Annotated in this window: 24 protein-coding genes, 1 tRNA gene and 2 rRNA genes (2 of these 27 only partly in view); 17 read left to right on the top strand and 10 right to left on the bottom strand. The window is 68.2% G+C overall.

The features are described 5' to 3' along the window. Together ACVBD7_RS03520 and ACVBD7_RS03515 are read right to left on the bottom strand one after the other, a co-directional pair. Positions 1-281 carry the 5' portion of a Bug family tripartite tricarboxylate transporter substrate binding protein gene (locus ACVBD7_RS03520; protein ID WP_458096125.1) on the bottom strand. It extends 706 nt beyond the left edge of the window, so 281 of the gene's 987 nt are visible here — the first part of the coding sequence; the start codon lies at positions 279-281; the stop codon falls past the left edge of the window. A gap of 136 nt (positions 282-417) precedes the next feature. Then, on the bottom strand, positions 418-1338 hold the full coding sequence (locus ACVBD7_RS03515) for a LysR substrate-binding domain-containing protein (RefSeq protein ID WP_458096124.1): 921 nt from the start codon (positions 1336-1338) through the stop codon (positions 418-420). Positions 1339-1413: 75 nt separating this feature from the next. Between ACVBD7_RS03515 and ACVBD7_RS03510 the strand changes: the two genes are divergently transcribed. Further along, positions 1414-1674 (top strand): DUF1127 domain-containing protein, encoded by a 261-nt coding sequence (locus ACVBD7_RS03510; RefSeq protein WP_458096123.1) that lies wholly within the window; start codon positions 1414-1416, stop codon positions 1672-1674. A 182-nt stretch (positions 1675-1856) separates the two neighbouring features. Then, on the top strand, positions 1857-2690 hold the full coding sequence (locus ACVBD7_RS03505; protein WP_458096122.1) for an ImuA family protein: 834 nt from the start codon (positions 1857-1859) through the stop codon (positions 2688-2690). Positions 2691-2707: 17 nt separating this feature from the next. Here ACVBD7_RS03505 and ACVBD7_RS03500 read toward each other — a convergent pair whose 3' ends face one another. The 4 genes from ACVBD7_RS03500 to ACVBD7_RS03485 form a co-directional block, all read right to left on the bottom strand. Then, a complete protein-coding gene (locus ACVBD7_RS03500; RefSeq protein ID WP_458096121.1) occupies positions 2708-4960 on the bottom strand; it encodes a xanthine dehydrogenase family protein molybdopterin-binding subunit in 2253 nt (750 codons plus the stop codon). A 13-nt stretch (positions 4961-4973) separates the two neighbouring features. Continuing rightward, a complete protein-coding gene (locus ACVBD7_RS03495; protein ID WP_458096120.1) occupies positions 4974-5996 on the bottom strand; it encodes an FAD binding domain-containing protein in 1023 nt (340 codons plus the stop codon). Continuing rightward, positions 5993-6538, bottom strand: a complete 546-nt coding sequence (locus ACVBD7_RS03490) for a (2Fe-2S)-binding protein (RefSeq protein WP_458097628.1) — start codon at positions 6536-6538, stop codon at positions 5993-5995. The genes ACVBD7_RS03495 and ACVBD7_RS03490 overlap by 4 nt, the downstream gene beginning before the upstream one ends. 182 nt (positions 6539-6720) lie before the next feature. After that, complete coding sequence (locus ACVBD7_RS03485) at positions 6721-7416, bottom strand: GntR family transcriptional regulator (protein ID WP_458096119.1); 696 nt, start codon at positions 7414-7416, stop codon at positions 6721-6723. A 111-nt stretch (positions 7417-7527) separates the two neighbouring features. Here ACVBD7_RS03485 and ACVBD7_RS03480 point away from each other — a divergent pair, with 111 nt between their 5' ends. From ACVBD7_RS03480 to ACVBD7_RS03410, 15 genes are all read left to right on the top strand, one after another. After that, positions 7528-8391, top strand: coding sequence for a fumarylacetoacetate hydrolase family protein (locus ACVBD7_RS03480; protein WP_458096118.1), 864 nt, complete (start codon positions 7528-7530; stop codon positions 8389-8391). 2 nt (positions 8392-8393) lie between these two features. Then, entirely contained in the window at positions 8394-8834 is a 441-nt protein-coding gene (locus tag ACVBD7_RS03475) for a RidA family protein (protein WP_458096117.1), read from the top strand. Then, the gene (locus ACVBD7_RS03470; RefSeq protein ID WP_458096116.1) at positions 8831-9499 is read left to right on the top strand and encodes a polysaccharide deacetylase family protein; all 669 of its coding nucleotides are present in this window, start codon (positions 8831-8833) and stop codon (positions 9497-9499) included. The genes ACVBD7_RS03475 and ACVBD7_RS03470 overlap by 4 nt, the downstream gene beginning before the upstream one ends. Beyond that, the gene (locus ACVBD7_RS03465; protein ID WP_458096115.1) at positions 9496-10479 is read left to right on the top strand and encodes a Bug family tripartite tricarboxylate transporter substrate binding protein; all 984 of its coding nucleotides are present in this window, start codon (positions 9496-9498) and stop codon (positions 10477-10479) included. Before ACVBD7_RS03470 ends, ACVBD7_RS03465 begins: the two co-directional genes overlap by 4 nt. A gap of 117 nt (positions 10480-10596) precedes the next feature. After that, entirely contained in the window at positions 10597-11502 is a 906-nt protein-coding gene (locus ACVBD7_RS03460) for a dioxygenase family protein (protein WP_458096114.1), read from the top strand. A 60-nt stretch (positions 11503-11562) separates the two neighbouring features. Further along, on the top strand, positions 11563-12837 hold the full coding sequence (locus tag ACVBD7_RS03455; RefSeq protein WP_458096113.1) for an amino acid ABC transporter substrate-binding protein: 1275 nt from the start codon (positions 11563-11565) through the stop codon (positions 12835-12837). Next, the gene (locus tag ACVBD7_RS03450) at positions 12837-13718 is read left to right on the top strand and encodes a branched-chain amino acid ABC transporter permease (RefSeq protein WP_458096112.1); all 882 of its coding nucleotides are present in this window, start codon (positions 12837-12839) and stop codon (positions 13716-13718) included. The genes ACVBD7_RS03455 and ACVBD7_RS03450 overlap by 1 nt, the downstream gene beginning before the upstream one ends. After that, positions 13715-14698, top strand: coding sequence for a branched-chain amino acid ABC transporter permease (locus ACVBD7_RS03445; protein ID WP_458096111.1), 984 nt, complete (start codon positions 13715-13717; stop codon positions 14696-14698). The genes ACVBD7_RS03450 and ACVBD7_RS03445 overlap by 4 nt, the downstream gene beginning before the upstream one ends. After that, positions 14698-15411: an ABC transporter ATP-binding protein gene (locus ACVBD7_RS03440; RefSeq protein WP_458096110.1), complete on the top strand. Its 714-nt coding sequence runs from the start codon at positions 14698-14700 to the stop codon at positions 15409-15411. The genes ACVBD7_RS03445 and ACVBD7_RS03440 overlap by 1 nt, the downstream gene beginning before the upstream one ends. Then, the gene (locus ACVBD7_RS03435; RefSeq protein WP_458096109.1) at positions 15401-16132 is read left to right on the top strand and encodes an ABC transporter ATP-binding protein; all 732 of its coding nucleotides are present in this window, start codon (positions 15401-15403) and stop codon (positions 16130-16132) included. The genes ACVBD7_RS03440 and ACVBD7_RS03435 overlap by 11 nt, the downstream gene beginning before the upstream one ends. A gap of 2 nt (positions 16133-16134) precedes the next feature. Further along, positions 16135-17034: an NAD(P)-dependent oxidoreductase gene (locus tag ACVBD7_RS03430; RefSeq protein ID WP_458096108.1), complete on the top strand. Its 900-nt coding sequence runs from the start codon at positions 16135-16137 to the stop codon at positions 17032-17034. 17 nt (positions 17035-17051) lie between these two features. Continuing rightward, the gene (locus ACVBD7_RS03425; RefSeq protein WP_458096107.1) at positions 17052-17426 is read left to right on the top strand and encodes a nuclear transport factor 2 family protein; all 375 of its coding nucleotides are present in this window, start codon (positions 17052-17054) and stop codon (positions 17424-17426) included. Between the two features lie 2 nt (positions 17427-17428). Then, a complete protein-coding gene (locus ACVBD7_RS03420; protein WP_458096106.1) occupies positions 17429-18463 on the top strand; it encodes a 5-methyltetrahydropteroyltriglutamate--homocysteine methyltransferase in 1035 nt (344 codons plus the stop codon). 4 nt (positions 18464-18467) lie between these two features. Then, positions 18468-19478, top strand: a complete 1011-nt coding sequence (locus ACVBD7_RS03415) for a Gfo/Idh/MocA family protein (protein ID WP_458096105.1) — start codon at positions 18468-18470, stop codon at positions 19476-19478. Beyond that, positions 19475-19861, top strand: coding sequence for a hypothetical protein (locus ACVBD7_RS03410; protein ID WP_458096104.1), 387 nt, complete (start codon positions 19475-19477; stop codon positions 19859-19861). Before ACVBD7_RS03415 ends, ACVBD7_RS03410 begins: the two co-directional genes overlap by 4 nt. Here the strand turns inward: ACVBD7_RS03410 and ACVBD7_RS03405 are convergent. The 4 genes from ACVBD7_RS03405 to ACVBD7_RS03390 all read right to left on the bottom strand — a co-directional run. Continuing rightward, positions 19858-20700 carry a hypothetical protein gene (locus tag ACVBD7_RS03405; RefSeq protein ID WP_458096103.1) on the bottom strand — a complete coding sequence of 281 codons (843 nt, stop codon included), beginning with the start codon at positions 20698-20700 and terminating at the stop codon, positions 19858-19860. The two genes, ACVBD7_RS03410 and ACVBD7_RS03405, sit on opposite strands and share 4 nt — an antisense overlap. Positions 20701-20842: 142 nt before the next feature. Next, positions 20843-20919 (bottom strand) — tRNA-Met (locus ACVBD7_RS03400). 66 nt (positions 20920-20985) lie between these two features. Next, positions 20986-21100, bottom strand: a 5S ribosomal RNA gene (gene rrf / locus ACVBD7_RS03395). A gap of 153 nt (positions 21101-21253) precedes the next feature. After that, positions 21254-22500 (bottom strand): 23S ribosomal RNA (locus ACVBD7_RS03390); it runs 1491 nt beyond the window's last position.

Genomic DNA, 22500 nt, shown 5'->3' with positions numbered 1-22500 from the left:
GTATAGCCGTCCGGTGCCGCCCGTGCCGCCTCGGCGCCGCCGATCGAACCTGAAGCACCGCCACGGTTGTCCACGATCACCGGCCGCCCCAGCACCTCGGCCAAGCGCGGCTGGAAGATGCGCGCGACGACGTCGGTGGAGCCGCCCGGCGGCCAGGGCACGATCAGCCGAAGAGGCCGCTCCGGCCAGGTGCCCTGGGCACGCAGGACAGATGGCATGGCAAGGGCGCCGGCAGTCGCCAGGATCAGCCCACGCCGGCCCGTGCTCGGGCTGTCGATCATTCTGTGCTCCTCGAACGTCTCGTCCGCCCTGTTGCCGGGCGCGCGGGGCAGCTTCAACGCTGACCCCGCGACGCGCAACCCATTCCGCCGGACCAAGGAGGTGGCCTTGGCCCGCCAGCCCCAGCCCAGGCAGCACTCAGGCGGCGCGCGCGCTCATTCCAGCGGGGCTGCCGAAGCCCTGGCGGATGTGGTCGGCCAGTGCCTGGGCCGCAGCCCCGGGGTGTCGCAGCATGGCGATCTCCAGCTCCGGCAAGCCTGGCATTCCGTCCTCCGGGCCAAGAAGTCGCAGACCGGCCGGCAAGGAGTCGGCCAGTCCCACCGTCACCCCCAGCCCGGCCAGAACCACTGCGTGCGTCCCGGTCTGAGACGCCGACGAATAGGCCATGCGCCACGGCACCCCGGCCCGTTCCAGCGCATTGGTCGCCGAAAGGCGCCAGATGCAGGAGTTGTGGGACAGCACGAGCGGCAGGGGGCGCATCAGATGCGTTGGGCGGGCGGCAGAACCGACCCAGCGCAGCGGCCCGCGCCACAGCCTCTCTGCCGGAACTCCCGGCCCCTCGTTGCCACCGGAGAAGAGGGTGATATCGAGCCCGCCCTTGTCGAAGCAGGCCAGCAACTCGGTCGAAGGCAGGCAGACCACCTCCACCTCGGCGGCGGGATGCGCCTCGGCAAAACCAGCTAGGATCTGCGGTAACCAGAGCAGTGCATAATCGTCCGGCGAGCCAAGCCGGATCTGGCCGGAAATCTCGGGTGTTCGGAAATTGGTGACGATCTCGTCGTGCATGGCCAGCAACCGCCGCGCCCGGTCCAGCAGCCAAAGACCGTGCGGCGTCGGGCTGAGTCCGCGCGAGCCACGCAACAGCAGGGGCTGACCCAGTGCCTCCTCCAGCCGGCGCATCTGCATGGACACGGCTGACTGCGTTCGCCCTACTCTCAGCGCGGCACGGGTGACGCTTCCACCCTCCGCGACGAGGACGAAGGAGCGCAGCAGGTCGGGGTCGAGCCCGGGCGGGATGGCGATCATGGCGGCATCAGCATTGCTGATGCCGAAGTTCAAAACAACTCGTTTCCCTTATGCCGATACCGGGACGATCCTCCCTTCGCGACACCAACCAGGAGAGGATCGCATCCCATGTCCGGTCACGTCACCCACGGCAGCGCCTTCGCCCGGGAGGCCTCCGCCATCCGCCGCGTCCCGGCCCCGGGATGGCTGGCACAGCAGCACATGGCGCAGCGCTGGCTCGGCATGGTGGCCCACATGACGCGCGCCATCGAGGAGCGCCGCATTCTCTCCACCCTGGATGACCGGATGCTGGCCGATATCGGGCTGAACCGTCTCGATGCCACACGGGAGGCCGCCCGCGCGCCCTGGGACATCTCCGGCCGCGGCTGACTCGAGCGGCTGGGAGGCAAAGACGGCACTCTGCGCCGGGAGATAACCGGGCGGGCCCACTGATGTGAACCGGAGGCCCGGAAAGCCGGGACCGTTCCGCCACCGCCCGCCGAAACCGGTGGAAGGCGGAACGGTCCACGACATGTGAGTGCATGGCGGATCAGAACAGAGTATGAACGGCCATGCTCCTGGATCAGGCCCCCCGGCCCCGCCCTGGTGATGCTCCTCCCCCGCTTCGCCGCGGGCTGAACGAAGGGGCTGACCGCGCCGTGATCAAGAACGTGCAGCCGTCGGGCCGCGCCGAGGGACTCGACCGGCTGGCGGTCACCGCTGCGCTGAAGGCACGGGTAGCCCGGCTTCCCGCCGGCACGCCGGACGAAAGCGGCGCCATCTTCCTCTCCCCAGAGATCGACGGTGCGCTTCCCGGCCATGGGATGACCCGGGCGGCGCTCCACGAAATTCACCCCGACGATAGCGGCGCGGCGCAAGGCTTCGCGGCGCTTCTGATGGCGCGCGCCGGTGGGAGCGTGGTCTGGATCGCCATCGCACCGGATGCTCCACCGCCAGGCCTCGGCCGCTTCGGGTTGGCACCGTCGCAATTGATCGTACTGCGCCCGCGCGAGAGGGCGGATGCGCTCTGGGCCGCGGAGGAGGCGCTGCGCTGCCAGGCCATCTCCGCCGTGCTGCTTTCCGGCATACCCTTCGAGGAAGAGGCTGTGCACCGCCTTCAGGTCGCGGCCGGTACGGGTGGCGGCCTCGGGCTGCTCCTGCGCGATCAGGACGAGGAGGGGACGGGCTATCTCCCCGTCGCCTCCAGCTGGCGCGTCTCGGGGCGCGGCGGCGGAGGGGGCGAGTTGGGCGACCCGCAATGGACGCTGGAACTGCTGCGCGGCCGCACCGCCCGGCAGCGTAGCTGGGCGGTAACCTGGCGAACCGGGCTGGAAGCGCTGGTACCGGAGGAGGACGCGCGGGATGAATCCCGGCCCCCTGCCCCGGTCCGCGCCCGCCGCCGATAAGCGGCGGGGGGCGACCGTCAGGCCGCCTTGCTGGCGCTGCCCCCGCCCTCCGCAATCACCTTGTCCGCCGTGATGGGCAGGTGGCGGATGCGGTTGCCGGTGGCGTGGTACACCGCATTGGCGATTGCCGCTGCCGTCCCGACGACGCCGATTTCGCCCAGCCCCTTGATACCCAGCGCGTTGAACTTGTCGTCGTGCTCCTCGACGAAGATCACCTCGATGCCCTGGACATCGGCATTCACGGGGATGTGGTACTCGGCGAAGTTGTGGTTCATGAAGCGGCCGAGATTGTGGTCCGCCATCGTCTCCTCAGTGAGCGCCATGCCGATGCCAAAGACGACGCCGCCCAAAATCTGCGAGCGCGCGGTCTTGGGGTTGAGAATTTTCCCTGCCGCCACCGCATCCACCACGCGCGTGACGCGCACCCGACCGAGCTCCTCGTCCACCCGCACCTCCACGAAGACAGCGGCGTGGGTGTAGGAGCCGTAGCGCATCTGGTTCAACCGGGGCGGCGCTGCGGTCTCCTCCGCCTCGATCCGATCGACCCCGCCGGCGCGCATGGCGTCCGGGATCGTCACGAAGCGCGTGGGATCGGAGATCAGCGCCATCCGGCTGTCGCTGAACGACACGCGGCCGATCTCAGTGTTCGCGAGCGGTGAGTTGTCCATGCCGCGGGCGTATTTGAACAGTTTCTCCCGGACAGCGTGACAGGCAGCTTGAACGGCCGAGCCCGCCGAGGCAGCGGCCCAGGAACCGCCCTCCACCGGCGAAGTCGGCAGGGAGGAATCGCCCACCAGCGCGGTGACCTTCTCCATCGGCAGGCCCAGCGCGTCGGCGGCAATCTGAGTCAGGATGGTGTAGGTGCCGGTGCCGATATCCGCGGTCGCCGTCCCCACCTCAAGCCGACCGTCGATGGTCAGCGTCGCGCGGGCGGAGGTCTTCTGCATCTGCGCCTCCCAGATGCCGGTCGCCATGCCCCAGCCGATCAGCTCGCGCCCCTCTTTCATGGAGCGCGGCACCGGATTGCGCTTGGACCAGCCGAAGCGCTCGGCGCCAAGCTGGTAGGCGGCACGCAGTTCCTTGCTGGAGAAGGGCTTGCCGTCATAGGTCTCGGCATAGTTTTTCAGCCGCAGCTGCACAGGATCGACGCCGAGCTTGTAGGACAGCTCGTCCATCGCGGATTCCAGCGCGAACATGCCGGTGGGCGCGCCCGGCGCGCGCATGTCGCCGGGGGTGTAGGTGTCCAGCTTCGCCAGCTTGTAGGTCGTCGCCACGTTCTCGCACTGGTAGGCCAGCGACGACCAGCTGACGATCGACTCCTGGTAGTCCTCGAAGGTCGAGGTGCCGCCGATCACGTCGTGGCGAATGGCTTGCAGCGACCCGTCCGGATTGGCGGCGAGCGCCATGTCCTGCAGCCCGTCCGGGCGATAGGTGAAGGTGAACATCTGGTCGCGCGTGAGAGTCACGCGGACGGAGCGCTTCAGCTCCAGAGTCGCCATGACGGCGAGGAACAGCTGGTACTGCGGCCGCAGCCCCGAACCGAAAGCGCCGCCCACGTAGGGCGCCACCACGTGCACGTCGCTGGCCGGGAGCCCGAAGACGCCAGTGATGTAGGACTGCGTGTTCTGCGCACCCTGGATCTTGTCGTGGACGGTGATCCTGCCACCACCCTCCCACACCACGGTCGAGCCGTGCATCTCCATCGGGTTGTGGTGCTCGACCGCGATCCGATAAGACTCGTCCACCTTTACCGGGGCGGCGCCGAAAGCCTCCTCGACCGCACCGCGTGCGGCCGGCGGCGCCATGCCGGAGCGGACCTTCGGCGGCTGGTACGCGTGGGACTGGACTTTCACGAGGTCCGTCTCGTGCTTCTCGGCCTCGTATGTCACGCGGACGAGCGAGGCGGCGTAGCGCGCGATCTCGAAATCCTCGGCCACGACCAGCGCGATGGGCTGGCCACTATAGACGATTTTTTCGTCATAGAGCGGCCGGAAGGGCGTGCCGGGCGGCGCCACCTCGTCCTGATAGGCCTTGGCACGCCAAGCGGTACGCGGGCGATTCTTGTGGGTAAAGACCTGCACCACGCCTGGCACCGCCAGCGCGTCCTTCACGTCGATGGTAGTAATGCGTCCCTTGGCAATGGAACTGTTCACCACGTAGCCATGCGCCAGGTCCGGCGCCGTGTACTCGGCGGCATAACGCGCCGCGCCTGTCACCTTCGCGCGGCCGTCCACGCGGCTGCGGGGCGATCCGACATGGGTCTCTTGCATGATCCCGGCCCTTCTACTGAATGCGCTTGTCGGTCTGGGACTGCGGCGTGCCCGCCGCCGCCTGCGACAGGGCGCGGATGATCGCCCGCCGCGCGAGTTCGATCTTGAAGCTGTTATCGCCGTAGCCCCGAGCACCCGAAAGGATGCGATCGGCTACCATCTCATACACTTGGCGGTCCGGCGCCTTGCCGTGCAGCATCGCCTCCGCTTCCGGCACCCGCCAGGGCTTGTGCGCAACGCCACCGAGCGCAATCCGCGCCTGCATCACGGTCTTGCCGTCCATCTCCAACGCCGCCGCCACCGAGACGAGGGCGAAGGCATAGGACAGGCGGTCGCGCAACTTCAGATAGGTGTGGTGCGGGCTGGCGAAGCGCGGCTCGGGCAGTTCGATGGAAAGGATGATCTCGTCGGCGCCGAGGTTGGTGTCCCGTTCCGGCGTGTCGCCGGGCAGCCGGTGGAAATCGGCCATGGGGATGTCCCGCTCGCCCCCCGGGCCGGCCACCTTCACCACCGCTTCCAGTGCGGCCATCGCCACCGCCAAGTCGGATGGGTGGGTCGCGATGCACTTGTCCGAGGTGCCGAGGATGGCGTGGATGCGGTTCACCCCCTCCTTCGCCGGGCAGCCCGAGCCGGGCACGCGCTTGTTGCAGGGCGTGGCCTCGTCATAGAAGTAGTAGCAACGCGTGCGCTGGAGCAGGTTGCCGCCCGTCGTCGCCGCATTGCGCAGCTGCGCCGTCGCGCCGGCCAGGACGGCGGAGGCGAGAAGCGGATAGCGCTCCTTCACCCGCTCGTCATAGGCGAGAGTGGTGTTGCTCACCAGCGCACCGATGCGCAGCCCGCCCTCCGGCGTCTCCTCGATCGTGTTGAGGCCGGGTAGCCGCGTCACATCCACCAGATGCGTCGGCCGCTCTACATTGTACTTCATCAGGTCGACGAGGTTGGTGCCGCCCGCGATGATCTTCGCCGCGGGGTGGGACGCCACTTCGCGCAGCGCATCCGCCACGCTGCCGGGGCGCGCGTAGGAAAAACGGTTCACTTCGCGCCCTCCTTCGCAAGCACGTCGCCGATGGCGTCCACGATGTTCGTGTAGGCGCCGCAGCGGCAGAGATTACCGCTCATCTGCTCCCGGATCTCCTCGGGCGTGTGCGCATGCCCCTCCCGCAGCAGCCCCACCGCAGAGCAGATCTGCCCGGGCGTGCAGTAGCCGCACTGGAAAGCGTCATGCTCGATAAAGGCCTCCTGCATCGGGTGCAGCGCCCCATCCGAGCCGGCCAGGCCTTCGATGGTCGTCACCTCGCAGCCGTCCTTCATCACTGCCAGTGCCAGGCAGGAATTCACGCGCTGGCCGTCCAGCAGGACGGTGCAGGCGCCGCACTGCCCGTGGTCGCAGCCTTTCTTGGTGCCGTAGAGGGAAAGATCCTCCCGCAGCAGGTCCAGCAGTGTCGTCCAGGGGCGCACATGCAACTCGCGGCGCTCGCCATTGATGGTCAGGGTGATCGGGATCTCGTCGGGCAGGCCTTGCGGAAGTCCGGCATCGGGCGCGAAGCCCTGGCGGGTCGGAAGGTCGAGATCGGCCATGGGGGTGTCCTGATAGGGCTGCGCGGCGGAGGCGATGCCGGCCTTCGCCGGCAGGCCGGCATACGGAGAGGCGCAAGCACCCTGCCCCGTCCCAGCCGCCTCCGCTTCCTTGCCGCTCAAACGAAGCGATCGCGCCACCGGTTGCGCCCCGTAGACCGGAGGCGCCGAAGCCGCGCGCTGGCTCAGCCAGTGCGACGCCCGAGATCGGCTTCCACAAAGGCCCCGGTGCGCTCGTAGTGCTGGGCCAGAAGCGCTTCAGCCGCCTCGACATTTCGATCCAGCGCCGCGCGGGCAATGGCGGCGTGCTCGGCCGCCACGTCCCGGTCGGGATAGGCCACGGTGTTTGCCAGCGCCCGGTAGCGCCGCGCCTCCTCCCGCAGCCGGTTGCAGAAGGCCAGCAGCTCCGGCGCTCCACAAGCCTCGAGCAGGGCCTGGTGGAAGCGCAGGTGACAGGCCTCCCATTCCGGGTTGGTGGCGAAGCGATGCGGGTCCAGGGAGCGGGCCACGCGGTTCAGCCGGTGCTCCGCCAGCACCAATGCGTCCTCCCAGGCCGCGTCGCCGCGGCGGATGGCCTCCCGCAGCGCCGCGCATTCCGCCAGCACCCGGCTGCGGATCAGCCCCTCCAATTGGGAAGGCGCCGCGGCCGCCACCCGGAAGCCGCGGTGTTCCAGCCGCTCCGCCAACCCCTCGGCCGCGAGCTTCGACAGCGCTTCCCGCATCGGGGAAGCCCCGGCACCGTAGCTTTCGGCGAGGTCGCGCAGCTTCAGCTTCTGCCCGGGTGGCAGCCGGCCGGAGAGGATGTCCTCGCGCAGCCGGCGGTGGACGGCGGTGGCGAGGGTGGGGTCGCGCCCTGCGCCGAGGGGCGTCGCGTCGGACATGGCCCAGGATAGCCGCCTTCCTGGCCCTCGCCACAAGCCCTTCCGACATTCGTGCTTGACGAGGCAGGAATTTCGACAAAACCTGCCGCCACCAATCGGAGGAAACGCCGCGTGCGACTGATCGCGTTCGAGCATGAGGGCCGTCCGGCCTTGGGCGCCCGCCTGGGCGACGATGTCGTGGCCCTGTCCGACGTGGTGCCCAGCCTCCCGGCCGAGCTGACGGCTGCCATCGGGGCCCTGAACCTGCCGGAAGGCGCTGCCGCCCTCGCCACGAAGCTGGAAGGCGCCAAGCGCCGCCCGCTCAAGGGCATCAAGCTCCTCCCCGCCGTGCCGCGCCCGGGCAAGATCATCTGCATCGGCCTGAACTATGTGGAGCACGCGAAGGAGGGCGGGAACGCGATCCCGGACTATCCAGCCGTCTTCTTCCGCGGGCACACCTCGCTGGCCGCGCATAACGAGCCGCTGCTGCGCCCGAAGGTGTCCGACAAGTTCGACTACGAGGCCGAGCTGGTCATCGTCATCGGCAAGGTCGCGAAGCACCTGACGGAGGAGAACGCCCTCTCGGCCGTTGCCGGCTACACCTGCATGAACGAGGGCTCGCTGCGCGATTACCAGCGCAAGGGTGCCCAGTGGACGGTGGGCAAGAACTTTGACCGCACCGGCTCTGTCGGCCCCGAGATCGTCACCCCTGACGAGATCCCGCAGGGCCCGAACGCGCTCCGCATCACCTCCCGCGTGAACGGCCAGACCATGCAGGACAGCAACACGTCCGACATGATCTTCTCCGTGCCGCGGATCCTGACGATCCTGAGCGAGGTGATGACCCTCGAGCCCGGCGACATCATCGCCACGGGCACGCCGAGCGGCGTGGGCTACCCCCGCAAGCCACCCGTCTTCATGAAGCCTGGCGACACGATCGAGATCGAGATCGAGGGCATCGGCACTCTCTCCAACACGGTGGAAGACGAGGCCTGATCATGGAGAAGGAGGTCGTCCGGTCGGACGTTCCCGAGACGGGCGGCCCCTTCAACCTCTGCGTGAAGCGCGGCGACCTGATCTTCATCTCGGGCCTGCCGCCTTTCGAGGAGGCGTACTGCGCCCAGCTCCGCGCCGCCCGCGCGGAGGGGCGCCCCTTGCCGCCCATGCCGGATATCGCCTTCGAGCGGCAGGTCGAGATCGTCATGGATCACATGAAGCGCCTGATGGAGGCTGCCGGCTCCAACATGGATTGCCTGCTGAAGGTCATCGTCTGGCTCAAGGACCAGACCCAGCAGGAAGCCTTCGACCGCATCTACCGCCGCTACTTCTCCTCCAACGAAGCCCTGCCCGCGCGCACGCGGATGCAGGCCGGCCGTACCCCCATGGATTGCGCGCTGGAGGTGGAGGCGATCGGCTACGTCCCCTCGAGCCGGGCATGAGCGAAGGCCCGCGCGTCACCCTCACCTTCGACAACGGCCCGGAGCCGGAGGTGACGCCGGGCGTTCTGGACGTGCTGCGCACGCGCAGCCTCTCCGCCACCTTCTTCGTGCTCGGTCACAAGCTGGCCACCCATCGGGCGCTCGCCGAGCGCGCACATGCCGAGGGCCACTGGATCGGCAACCACACCTGGACGCATAGGCGGCCGCTCGGCGAGGTGACGGACGATGCCGCCACCGCCGAAGCCGAGATCGGGCGCACCCAGGACCTGGTCGGTGACCTCGCGCATCCTGACCGCTTGTTCCGCCCGCTCGGCGGTGGCGGCGCGCTCGGCCCGCATCTGCTGAGCGGCGCGGCGCTGGAGCACCTCATCCGCGGCCGCTACACCTGCGCCTTGTGGAACGCCGTGCCCGGCGACTTCCGCGACCCCGAGGGCTGGCCCGACCGCGCCGTCTCCCTCTGCAGCGGCCCGGACCCCATCGTCCTCGTGCTGCACGACCTGCCCAATGGTGCGATGCGCTACCTCGACCGCACCCTTGGCCGCCTCGCCGATGCCGGCGTGCGTTTCACACAGGACTTCCCCGACGCCCTCACCCCCTTGCGCCGGGGTGAGGTCACGGGCCCGATCGAACACCTTGTTACCCGCCACGCCGGAGCCGCCGCATGACCCATACCCCGCGCCGCGCCTTGATGGCGGCCGCCCTCGGCCTCGCCGCCCTGCCCGCTGGGCGTGCCTTTGCCCAGTCCTCGGGCCCCTGGCCGAACCGCCCCATCCGCCTCGTTGTCCCCTTCGCCGCCGGCACCACCACCGACATCCTCGGCCGCATTTTGGCCGAGGCCCTGGCGAAGGAGGCGGGCCAGCCCGTGGTGGTGGATAACCGCGCCGGCGCCGGCGGCAATGTCGGCGCCCAGGCCGTGGCGCGGTCGCCGGGGGATGGCTACACGCTGCTGCTCGGCACGAACGGCACCCACGGCATCAATGCCAGCCTTTTCGCCGACCAGGGCTTCGACCCGGTCAAGGACTTCACCCCGATCGCGCCCTTCGTCGTCACCCCCGCCGTGCTGGGCGTGGCGCCGTCCCTCGGCGTCTCCTCGCTGGCGGAGCTGATCGCGCTGTCCAAGCGCCGGAGCCTCACCTTCGCCTCGGCGGGCAACGGCACGACCGGCCATCTCTCACAGGCACTGCTGAACCTGCGCGCGGGGCTGAATACGGAGCACGTGCCCTACCGCAATGCCGGCCAGGCCGTGACCGACCTCCTCGCCGGCCGGGTGGATGCGATGTTCTACCACCCGCTCGGCTTCAAGGCGCATCTGGAGGCCGGCACACTGCGCGCCCTGGCCGTCACCTCCGCCCAGCGCGCAGCCACCCTGCCCGACATCCCCACCACCACCGAGGCGGGCATCCCCGATTTCGTGGTGGAAGGTCTGTGGAGCCTATACGGCCCGGCCGGCCTTCCGGCCGAGGTCGTCACGCGCCTCAACCGCGCCACTAACGCCCTGCTGGCCGACCCCGCGGCGCTGGCCAACCTGCGCGCCCAGGGCGTGGGGCCGACCGGCGGAACACCCGAGAAGCTGGCGGAGCTGACGCGTTCCGAAATCGCGAAGTGGCGCCCCATCATCGCCGCTGCCAACATCAAGCCCGACTAGGCGGCGGCTCGGCCGGCGCAGATGATGGCCGCGGCCGGCCCGGACTGCCCAGCCACCGCCTGACCACCGCGTGACCAGGGGCCGGCCCCGAGACCGCCCCGGACGGAGGAGGACTGAATGCCCGACCTGGACCAGAACACGGTGACCGACGCCGTGATCGAGCAGATGGCCACCACCACCGACCCGCGCATGCGGGAGGTGATGGCGAGCCTCGTCCGCCACCTGCACGCCTTCGCGCGGGAGGTGAAGCTCACCCCCGCCGAGTGGCTGGGCGCGATCGACTTCCTCACCCGCGTCGGCCAGACCTGCACGCCGATCCGCCAGGAATTCATCCTGCTGTCGGACACGCTCGGCCTGTCGCGGCTGGTGAACCTGATGGACGACCACGCCAACCGTGTCGGCGAGGCGACCGAGGCAAGCCTGCTCGGCCCCTTCTACCGCGAGGCATCGCCGAAGTTCGGCTATGGAGAGAGCATCGCGGCCCACGCGACCGGGCCGGAGATGATGATGTTCGGCCGGGTGCTGAACGAGGCCGGCGAGGGTGTTCCCGATGCCGTGGTCGAGGTCTGGCAGACCGATGCCGACGGCGCCTACGACCTGCAGGCGAATGATCCCTCGGTGATGGATATGCGCGGCCAGTTCCGCACGGATGCCGAGGGCCGCTACGCCATCCGCACCCTTATCCCGCTCGGCTACTCCATTCCGATGGACGGGCCGGTGGGCGCCATGGTGCGCGCCCAGGGCCGCCACGGTTACCGCCCCGCCCATATCCACATGCTGATCGGTGCCGAGGGCTACCGGGAGCTGGTCACCGCCCTCTATCTCGGGGACGATCCGAACATCGATTCCGACACCGTCTTCGGCGTCTCGGAATCCCTGGTCGTGCGCCCGCGCACGGGGCTGGAGGGCTCGCCTGACCCGAACCTGCCGAGCGTGCACTACGACTTCCGCGTCGCTCCCCGCGCCGCGCACGACAAGAGCGGCCGCGTCGGCGCCGACCCTTCGAAGATCGCGGCCGAGTAAGAGCACGACACAACGGCGGTTCACGGGCGATAGATCCGGGCCGCAGAGGAGGAAGGTTCCATGGAGTCGATCAGCAGGCGCGGCCTCGGCCGTGCCGCCCTGGCCGCCACAGCTGCGGCGAGCGTGCCTGCTACCGCGCGCGCGCAGACGGCGCCCTCGGGCCCGCCCATCCGCATCGGCTATTCCATGTCCCTCTCGGGTGGCCTCGCCGGAAACGGACGGCCCGCGCTCCTGGCCCACCGCATCTGGGCCGAGGACGTGAACAACAAGGGCGGCCTGCTCGGCCGGCCCGTCGAACTGGTGCATTACGACGACCAGAGCAGCGGCGCGCAGGTGCCGGGCATCTACACCAAACTAATCGACGTCGATAAGGTCGACCTCGTCGTGTCCGGCTACGCCACGGCCATCATCGCGCCGGCCATGCCGATCGTGATGCAGCGGAACATGGTATTCGTCTCGCTCTTCGGCACGGGCGTGAATGCCGACTTCAAGTACGACCGTTACTTCTCCATCAACTGCACGGGGAGTCAGGTGAAGGAGACCTTCGCCAAGGGCTTCATGGACATCGCCATGGCGATGGACCCGAAGCCTCGCAGCATCGCCCTGGTCAACCTGGACAGCGACTTCCACCAGCGCACCGCCGAGAGCGCCCGGTATCTCGCCGGCCAGAACCGCCTGCGCGTCGTCTATGACCGCGCCTATCCGCCCAGCACGGTGGATTTCGGCCCGATCATGCGCGCTGTGCAGGCCGCACGGCCCGATATCGTCTTCATCGGCTCCTACCCGCCGGACACGGCCGGGCTGCTGCGCGCCGCCAGCGAGCTGCGCGTGAACTTCCAGATGATGGGCGGCCCGATGATTGGCCCGCATATCACCGCCCAGAAGCTGCAGCTCGGCCCCATCCTGAACAACCTGGTGGTCTGGGACGTCTATGCGCCCGAGCCGACGCTGCAGTTCCCCGGCACGCAGGCGCTAATCGAGCGTTACCAGCCCCTGGCCGCGCGCGAGAACGTGGATGCGCTGGGCCATTACGTGCCGCCGCTCGCCTATTCTCAGATGCAGGTGCTGGAGCAGGCGGTGCGCCGCGTGGGCCGGATCGACCAGGCAGCGCTGGCGGCCGACATGCACTCCCAGCAGTTCGACACGGTGATCGGTCCGTTGAAGTTCGACGCGATGGGCGAGTGGACCGAGGAGCGCAACCTTTACACCCAGTACCAGGGCGTCCAGGGCAACGGCATCGACCAGTTCAAGAAGGCCGGCACCCAGGTCATCCTCTACCCCGCCCGCTACAGGTCCGGCGAGCTGCGCAAGCCCTACACCGCGGGCGCTGCCTGATGGACCCCGACCTCGTCCTTCTCCTGAACGGGATTGTCTCGGGCCTGCTGCTCGGCGGTCTCTACGCCGCCGCGGCCGCGGGCCTCTCCATCTCCTTCGGGATGCTGGACGTGGTCAACATCGCCCATCCCGCCTTCATGGTGATGGGCGCGCTTCTCGTCGCCCTTCTCTGGGGGGCGACGGGGATCGATCCGCTGATCCTCTCCATCCTCCTCACCCCGGTCTTCTGGGTGCTGGGGGCCGCGATCTACGTTGCCTACCACCACTTCTTCGAGCGTCGCGGGGACGAGGCCATCCAGGGCCTCGCCTTCTTCTTCGGCATTATGTTCATCATCGAGGTCGGGCTGGTCCTGACCGTCGGGCCCGAGCAGCACTTCGCCGATGCCTCCTACGCCAACACCACCTGGCGCCTGGGCGAGATCGACCTGCCGCTTCGCATGCTGGTCCCTGCCCTCGTCGCCTTCGCCGCCATCGGCGGGCTGGCCCTCTTTCTCCGCCGCAGCTTCACCGGCCGGGCCATCGCCGCCGTGGCGCAGGACCGGGAGGCGCTGCGGCTGCTGGCGATCGACCCCGTGCGCATCAAGCGCCTGGCCTTCGGCATCTCCATCGCCATGGCGGCCCTTGCCGGCGGCGCGCTGGTGGTGGTGCAGCCGGTGGATGCCTGGTCGGGTCATGTCTTCATCGGCCGCATCTTCGCGGTGGTGATCATGGGCGGCCTCTCCTCCCTTGGCGGCTGCGTGCTGGCCGCGCTGGCCTTCGGGGTGGTGGAGAACGTCACCGCCACCTTCTACGGCCCGTCCTGGTCGCCCGCGGTGGCCTTCGGCTGCCTTCTCCTCGTGCTGGCCATCCGGCCGCAGGGCTTCTTCGGGCGCGTGGCATGAGCGACGTGACCCTTCCCGCCACGCGCACGCTCCGCGCCCCGCGCCGCATGGGCCATGGCAGCTTCTGGCTGGCCGCCGCCGTGGTGGCACTGCTGGTGATCGTCGCGCTGCGCGGCTTAGGCAGCGAGTACGCCTATTTCGCCGCCACCTTCGTGCTGCAGTACGTCGTGCTCGCAACCGCCTGGAACATTCTGGGCGGCTATGCCGGATACGTGAATTTCGGCGCCGCCGCCTTCTTCGCCACTGGTGCCTACACCACGGTCGCCATCGGCAAGGCGCTCGGCCTTTCCCTGCTGCCCTGCATCGGCTTTGCGGCGCTGGTCGGTGGCGCGCTGGGCCTCGGGACGGGCGTCCTCACCCTTCGGCTGCGCGGCGCCTACTTCGCCATCGCCACGCTCTGCCTGTCGGTGGTGCTGCAGACGCTGGTGGTGAACTGGCAATATGTTGGCGGCTCACGCGGTGCTTATGTCATCCGCCCGCGCGAGGTCCCCTGGCCTTTCGACAGCTATAGCGGTTTTCTCTGCGCCGTGATGGTGGTGCTGGCTGCCGCGGCCGTCGCCATCGCCCGCACCATCGAGAAATCCCGCCTGGGCCTCGGCCTCTCCGCGCTGCGCGACGACGAGGCGGCAGCCGAAGCCGCCGGCGTCCCCACCCTGCGCCTCAAGCTCATCGCCACCACCATCTCCGGCGCGATGATGGCCGTGGCGGGCGCCCCCCTTCCCTATCTCGGCTCCTATGTGGAGCCGAACTCGGCCTTTGGCCTGGCCTATGGCGTGAACGCGATCGCCATGCCCCTGATCGGCGGCATGTCGAGCTGGGCGGGTCCGCTGATCGGCGCCGTGACCCTCGCCTCCCTCCAGCAGGCTGCGACGGTCACCATCTCCTCTGCAGCTAATCTCCTCATCGTGGGCGTGGTGCTGGTGATCTTCGTCTGCGGCGCGCCGCACGGGATCATCGGCCTGTTCAAGGGGCGCCGCTGATGACGGAAATCGTTTTGCGTGCAGAGGGCGTCGGCAAACGATTTGGTGGATTCACCGCCCTGTCCGGCGTCGACCTGGAGGTGCGGGCCGGCGAGCGTCTGGGCCTGATCGGGCCCAACGGCTCGGGCAAGAGCACCTTCACCAACTGCTTGGCCGGCGCCTTCCCCAGCCATGATGGCGGCTTCACCTTCAAGGGCCAGAAGCTGGCCGGGTTGAAGTCGCACGAACGCGCGCGCCAAGGCTTGGCCCGCACCTTCCAGCTACCCCGTCCCTTCCGCGGCCTGTCGGTGATCGACAACATCCGCGTTCCCCTCGCCTATGCCGGCCGCGACGCCGCGACGGATGAGCGGGCGATGGAGTGCCTGGAATCGGTGGAACTCGCCGCCAAGGCGCATCGCATGCCGAAGGAGCTGACCCAGGTGGAGCTCCGCCGCCTGGAACTGGCCCGCGCCACGGCCCTGAAGCCCGAGTTGCTGATCGCGGACGAGGCGATGGCCGGCCTGTCCCACACCGAGGTGGACCAGATCCTCGCCCTCCTGTTCCGCCTGAATGCCGGCGGCACCACCATCATCATGATCGAGCACGTCATGCGCGCCGTCACCGAGTTCTCCCAGCGCCTCGCGGTGCTGGTGGCCGGGAAGAAGGTCGCCGATGGCGATCCGCGCACCGTCCTCTCCCTGCCCGAGGTCGAGGAGGCGTATCTTGGCCGCTAGCCTTCTCATCCAGGATGTGGACGCAGCCTACGGCGCCGTGCGCGCGCTGGACGGCGTGTCACTGAATGTTGCCACGGGCGAGACTGTCGCCCTGCTCGGCACCAATGGCAACGGCAAGACCACGCTGATGCGCTGCATCCTCGGCCTGCTGCGCCCGACGCGCGGCCGCATCGCGTTCACCATCGACGGCACCACCACCGAACTCATCGGTCGCTCGCCCGAGGAGATCGTTGATCTCGGCATCGCCATCGTGCCGGAGGGCCGCCGGCTCTTCCCGCGCCTGTCGGTGGAGGAGAACCTGCTGCTCGGCGCCTATCGCCGCGCCGCCCGCGCTGCGATCCCGCGCAACCTGGAGTTCTGCTACGACGCCTTCCCGCGGCTGAGGGAGCGCCGTTCCCAGGCCGTGGGCAGCATGAGTGGCGGCGAGCAGCAGATGGTGGCGCTAGGCCGCGCCGTGATGTGCGCCCCGAAGCTGCTGCTCGTGGACGAGCCCTCCGTCGGCCTCGCCCCCATCCTCGTCGCCCGCACTATCGAGAAGATCGCGGAGCTGAAGGATAAGCTGGGCCTCACCGTGCTGATGGCCGAGCAGAACTTCCACCAGGCCATCCGCATCGCCGATCGCGGCTACGTCCTCGTCCACGGCCGTGTGGAGTTCCAGGGTGACAGCCCTGCCGCGCTCGGCGAGAGCGACCTCATCCGCAAATTCTATCTGGGACTGTAGGCATGAGCGTCCTTCAAGGCTGGGAGATCGGCTGGATCGGAGTCGGCCGCATGGGCACGCCGCTCTGCCGCCGGCTGCTCGATGCCGGCGCCACGCTCTCCGTGACCGATACCGACCCTGCCCGCATCGCGCCCCTGGCCGAGGCCGGCGCGCGGCCGAACGCGACGGCCGCCGCCATGGCGGAGGGCGCCGATATTCTTCTCTCCATGGTACCGAACGACGCCGCCCTGCTGGCTGTCACCCTCGGCCCGGGCGGGGTGGCGGAGGCCATCCGCCCCGGGCAGGTCTTCATCGACCTCAGCACGGTCTCCCCCGCGACCTCCGCCCGGGTGGCAGAGGCGCTGGCGGCGCGCGGCGCAGACTACCTACGCTGCCCCGTCTCGGGCAGCACCGCGACAGCGGCCGCCGGCACCCTCACCATCTTCGCCTCCGGCCCCGATGCGGCGCTGGACCGCTGCGCGCCCCTGCTCGGCGTGCTGGGCAAGGAGACGCTGCGCTGCGGCGCCGCCGAGGAGGCGCGGGCGGTGAAGCTGATGGTGAACATGGTCGTTGCCCTCACCCCGGCGGTCATCGGGGAGGCGCTAGCCTTCGGCACCCGCCTCGGCCTCGACTGGGAAGGCATGATCGATGCCCTGTCGCACAGCGTCGTTGCCTCCCCGCTGCTGGCCTACAAGGCCGAGATGCTGAAGGCACGGGACTGGACGCCGGCGGCCGATGTGGACCTCGTCGCCAAGGACCTCGACCTCGCGCTCGCGGTCGGTCAGCGCGAGGGCGCGCCCATGCCGCTCTCCGCCCTGGCCCGCCAGTTCGCCGCCGCCTATCAGGCATCGGGCGAGGGCGGGCTCGACTTCTTCCGCGTCGCCACCTGGCCCGAGCGCCTGCTCGCGCCCAACCCGCGCTGAGAGCCCTGCTGAGAACCATGAGCGAGAACGAGATCAGGGACCTGGAGGCCCGCCGCTACACCGCCATGCGGCAGGGTGATCGCGCGGCACTGGGCGAGCTCCTCTCCGACCGACTGGTCTACTCCCACTCCGATGCGACGTCGGACACGAAGCAGAGCTACCTCCGCACGCTCGAGGATGGCAGCCTCCGCTACCTCGGCATCCACTTCGAGACGGAGACGGTTCTGCCCGCCGGGGCTGACGCCGCCGCCGCGTTAGGGCAGATGAGCGCCCATATCATCCGCTACGGCGCCAAGCGCGAAATCGCCGCCCGTACCCTCGCCCTCTGGGTGCGGGAGGGCGGCAATTGGCGCCTCCTCGCCTATCAGCCCACCGCACTTCCCAAGGCCTGAGCATGACCAATACCCTTCTCCCCACCACCGTCGTCGGCAGCTATCCGCAGCCGGACTGGCTCGTCGATCGCGGCGTGCTCGCGCAGAACCTCGTCCCGCGGGTGCGCATGAAGCAGATGTGGCGCGTGGCCGAGGACGCGTTGGAAGGCGCGCAGGACGACGCCACGCTGGTCGCGATCCGCGACATGGAGCGCGCGGGCATCGACATCGTCACCGATGGCGAGATTCGGCGGGAGAGCTATTCCAACCGCTTCGCCCTGGCGCTGGACGGGGTGGACGTGGACAATCCCGCCCGCACCATGGGCCGTGCCAACAAGGAGACGCTGGTGCCGCGGGTGATCGGCCGGATCCGCCGCAACCGTCCGGTGGAGGTGCGCGACGTCGAGTTCCTCGTCGTGAACACCGACCGCCGCACGAAGATCACCCTGCCGGGCCCCTTTACGCTCTCCCAGCAAGCGTCCGACGAGTACTACAAGGACGAGGAGGCGATGGCGATGGACTACGCCGCCGCTGTGAACGAGGAGGCGCGCGACCTCAAACGCGCCGGCGTCGACATCATCCAGTTCGACGAGCCCTGGATGCAGGCCCGCCCGGGGGCCGCTGCCCGCTTCGGCGTCAAGGCGTTGAACCGCGCGCTGGAAGGCCTCGAGGGCACCACCATCGTCCATCTCTGCTTCGGCTACGCCGCCGTGGTGAAGGACAAGCCCTCCGGCTATTCCTTCCTGCCGCAGCTCGCCGACTGCAACGCGGCCCAGATCTCGATCGAGGCCGCACAGCCGAAGCTCGATCTCGGCGTGCTGGACGAGCTCCCGGGCAAGACGGTCATGCTCGGCGTAATCGATCTCGGCACGGACCAGGTGGAGACGCCGGAGATCGTGGCGGACCGCATCCGCGCCGGCCTCAAGCACCTGCCCGCCGAGCGGCTGGTCGTCGCCCCGGATTGCGGCATGAAGTACCTCCCCCGCCCCCGCGCCTTCGCCAAGCTGCGCGCGATGGCCGAGGGCGCCGCGATCGTCCGTCGCGAGTTGCAGGGCTGACGCCATGACACCGGGCGTGGGGGTTATCGGCCTCGGCATGGCCACCACGCCGCATTTGCTGGCCCTGCGCGATTTGGAAGTGCAGGGCCGCATCCGCATTGTCGGCGGCCACGCCCCTTCGCTCGCACGGCGAGACGCGTTCACGGCACGCTGGTCGCTCCCAGCCTTCGCGGAACAGGCGGAGTTGCTTGCCGCGCCCGGCCTCGATCTCGTCCTCGTCCTCACCCCGCCCTGGACTCATCTTCCGGTGGCTCAAGCCGTACTGGCCGCGGGCAAGCATCTGATCGTCGAGAAGCCACTAGAGGCCACCGTCGCGCGCGCCGAGGCGCTTGCGGATGCGGCCGACGCCGCCGGCCGCCTCTGCGCCGTCTGCCTCCAGCACCGTTTCCGTCCCGCGGCTCAGCGCTTGAAGGCCGCTATAGACTCCGGCGCTCTCGGCAGGACGCTCTCCGCCTCCGCCAGCATCCGGTGGTGGCGTGACGACGCCTATTTTGCTCAACCTGGCCGCGGCACCGTTGCGCGTGACGGCGGCGGCGTCCTGCTCACTCAGGCCATCCACACAATCGACCTGCTGCTGCACCTCGCCGGCCCCGTGCGGGAGGTGGCCGGCTTCGCTACAACATCTCCCCTCCGACAGATCGACACCGAGGACGTGGTCGGTGCCGCGCTGCGATTTGAGAATGGCGCGATCGGCGTGCTCGACGCCACCACCGTCGCGCGTCCCGGCTTCCCCGAGCGAATCGAGCTGGCCGGCACCCGCAGCAGCGCGGTCCTTGTTGCACATCGGCTGGAACTGCATGGCACGGGCGGGTCCGCGCCGGAGATCATGGGTGAGGAGGGTTCGGGCGGTGGTGGGGCCGATCCGATGGCCTTCGACCACGGTCCGCACCGGGCCATGATCGTGGAGATGCTCGACGCTATCGATGCAGGCCGCGTGCCGCTGCACGCTGCCCGCACCGCCTTGCCCGCCCAACGGCTGATCCAGGCCATCCTGGCGGGGCGGTCGGCGCCATGAAGCTTGTCGGTGTGCTAGTCATGGCTCTGCTGATCGGCGCCGGCGCCTTCTTAATCACGGAGATCTTCAGCACGCAGCGCTTGGCGGAGCCGACCGAGCGCTACGTCGAGGCTGCGCCGGCTGCGCGCCAGGCTTTCGAAGCCGGCCCCATGGCCCGCAACGGCCTGCGCATCGCCGAGCTGAACACCCCGCGTCGGGTAGGCCCGCCCCAGAACGCTGCTCCCGGCCTTATCTTCTGCCGTGCGGAGGCGGTGTTCAGCACGGGTGCTCAGGACACGATGTGGTACGGCCTTATCCCCGCACAGGGCGGCTCCACCGGCCAGTTCATGATCCATGCGGCACCGGGCGAAATGGGACAGCGCAGCATCGTTGCCCTCCGCTAGGCTGGGGGCGGCTCCTCAACGCCGAGCTCCTGCCGGGCGAAGGCGCGAACGGGGGACCGCAGGTCGGCCGGCGCGAACTTGGCGGAGAAGATCTCGGGCGGCTCCCGCTCAAGCAGCGAGATGTGCCGCGCCTTCAGCGGTTGCCTGTCAGCGAGCTCGTACTCGCGGCTTGAGGAGGCCGTCATCACCACGTGCCGTGTTCGGCTCACGGACCGGTTCCGCACGACCGCTTCAACGACGGTCGGCAACGCGAACTCCTCATACGGGTAGTCGCCCCGCCAGGCATATTCATCGAACGGCCAGGCTGCGAGCATCTGGGCAAAGATCTCGGTCATCAGCGCGCGAGTAGCGAACATGCCCTCGTACCGCGTGGTCAGGATGCGGCCATCGCCCACGCGCTCTGCAAAGCCACGCAGGCGCAGATCGGCTCCGACGGCCTCTGCCCATGCACTCCCACTCTTCTCCGGCTTGAACGGGCGCGGGATGGCAAGGCCGAGGTCATAGGCTCGGATGTGTTCACCCAGGCCGGGCCGGTAGGGGAGGTCGGAATCGGTGTGGAGGAGGACATGGCTGTGGACCCATCCCTCCCGCATCGCGAAGAGTAGATTGAGCAGATGACATGCCAGGAAGGTCGGCCGCTTGGTCAGGACGTGCGTGGGATTGATGGTGACATTCTCGGGTAGGTCGAGTTGCTCAAGCAGCCCACCTCTTACTGCTTCCTGACTAATATGCAGCAGATGCCAGCAGGCCCCCGCACCGCCCAGTGCCGCATTGTACAGCTGGACTTGATCCCGAATCAGCTCGGGATGCCGATGGACAATGCCGCTGACGAGGATCACCGAGCCGAATGCCTTCCGGGTAAGCCGGAGCTCAGTCTACCCGTTGCTGAGACCACGATGACAGTGGCCTACGCGCGAAACCCCCGTCCAAGGATGGGCGGGGGTTTTGCGAGGGTGCGGTGTGTTTGGTGGTGTGTGTATTTGGATGCGGGGACAGGATTTGAACCTGTGACCTTCAGGTTATGAGCCTGACGAGCTACCGGGCTGCTCCACCCCGCGGTGGTCCGGGTTTTCGTGTGAGGAAATCCCGAGGCTTGTATCCGTTTTGACTGATCTGGTCTGGTGGCCTGGCGCCGACCGACTCTCCCGCGCCTTAAGACGCAGTACCATGGGCGCAGAGGTGTTTCACGGCCGAGTTCGGGATGGGATCGGGTGTGGCAACCTCGCTGTAGGCACCAGGCCACCGGGCCAGATCAGGGGCAGGATAGTGTTCTGCCCGGACGGATGGGGTGTGGAATGGGATGGTGTGTGAGTGTGTGATGGAGTGTTGGTCCATCGCGAGAGTGCGTGTTGGTGCTGCGTGCGGTGAGACCAGGAGGTCTCATGCGGAGGGGGTAGGAGTTCGATCGGGCGATTAGGACCGCTCAGCTGCGTCTGTTACCAGACTTCCACCTGCGGCCTATCAACGTGATGGTCTTTCACGGCCCTTGGGGAGACCTCGTCTTGAGGCTGGTTTCCCGCTTAGATGCCTTCAGCGGTTATCCGTTCCGCACTTGGCTACCCGGCGATGCCACTGGCGTGACAACCGGTGCACCAGAGGTGCGTCCATCCCGGTCCTCTCGTACTAGGGACAGATCCTCTCAAGTCTCCAACACCCATGGCAGATAGGGACCGAACTGTCTCACGACGTTCTAAACCCAGCTCACGTACCGCTTTAATCGGCGAACAGCCGAACCCTTGGGACCTGCTCCAGCCCCGGGATGCGATGAGCCGACATCGAGGTGCCAAACCTCCCCGTCGATGTGGACTCTTGGGGGAGATCAGCCTGTTATCCCTAGAGTACCTTTTATCCGTTGAGCGATGGCCCTTCCACGCGGGACCACCGGATCACTAAGGCCGACTTTCGTCTCTGCTCGCGCTGTCGCGCTCGCAGTCAGGCGGGCTTGTGCCTTTGCACTCAACAGCCGATGTCCGACCGGCCTGAGCCCACCATCGCGCGCCTCCGTTACACTTTGGGAGGCGACCGCCCCAGTCAAACTGCCCACCAGGCAGGGTCCCGAACCCGGCTAACGGGTTTCGGTTAGACGCCAGAAAGGCACAGGGTGGTATTTCAAGGTTGCCTCCACCAAAGCTAGCGCCCCGGCTTCATCGGCTCCCACCTATCCTACACAGTCCCTTCCTGGCGCCACTGCCAAGCTGCAGTAAAGGTTCATAGGGTCTTTCCGTCTGACCACGGGTACCCCGCATCTTCACGGGGAATTCAATTTCGCTGAGTCCATGCTGGAGACAGTGGGGAGGTCGTTACGCCATTCGTGCAGGTCGGAACTTACCCGACAAGGAATTTCGCTACCTTAGGACCGTTATAGTTACGGCCGCCGTTTACCGGGGCTTCAATTCAAGGCTTGCACCTCTCCTTTTAACCTTCCGGCACCGGGCAGGCGTCAGACCCTATACGTCATCTCTCGATTTCGCAGAGCCCTGTGTTTTTACTAAACAGTCGCCACCCCCTGGTCTGTGCCACCCCACAACACTTGCGTGCCATGGGGTCTCGCTTATCCCGAAGTTACGCGAGCAATTTGCCTAGTTCCTTCAGCATGGTTCTCTCAAGCGCCTCGGTATACTCAACCAGTCCACCTGTGT

The organism is Roseomonas sp. WA12, from assembly GCF_054165765.1.
The sequence above is the reverse complement of the archived record's forward strand: the minus strand, read 5'-3'. Positions and strand labels throughout refer to the sequence as shown.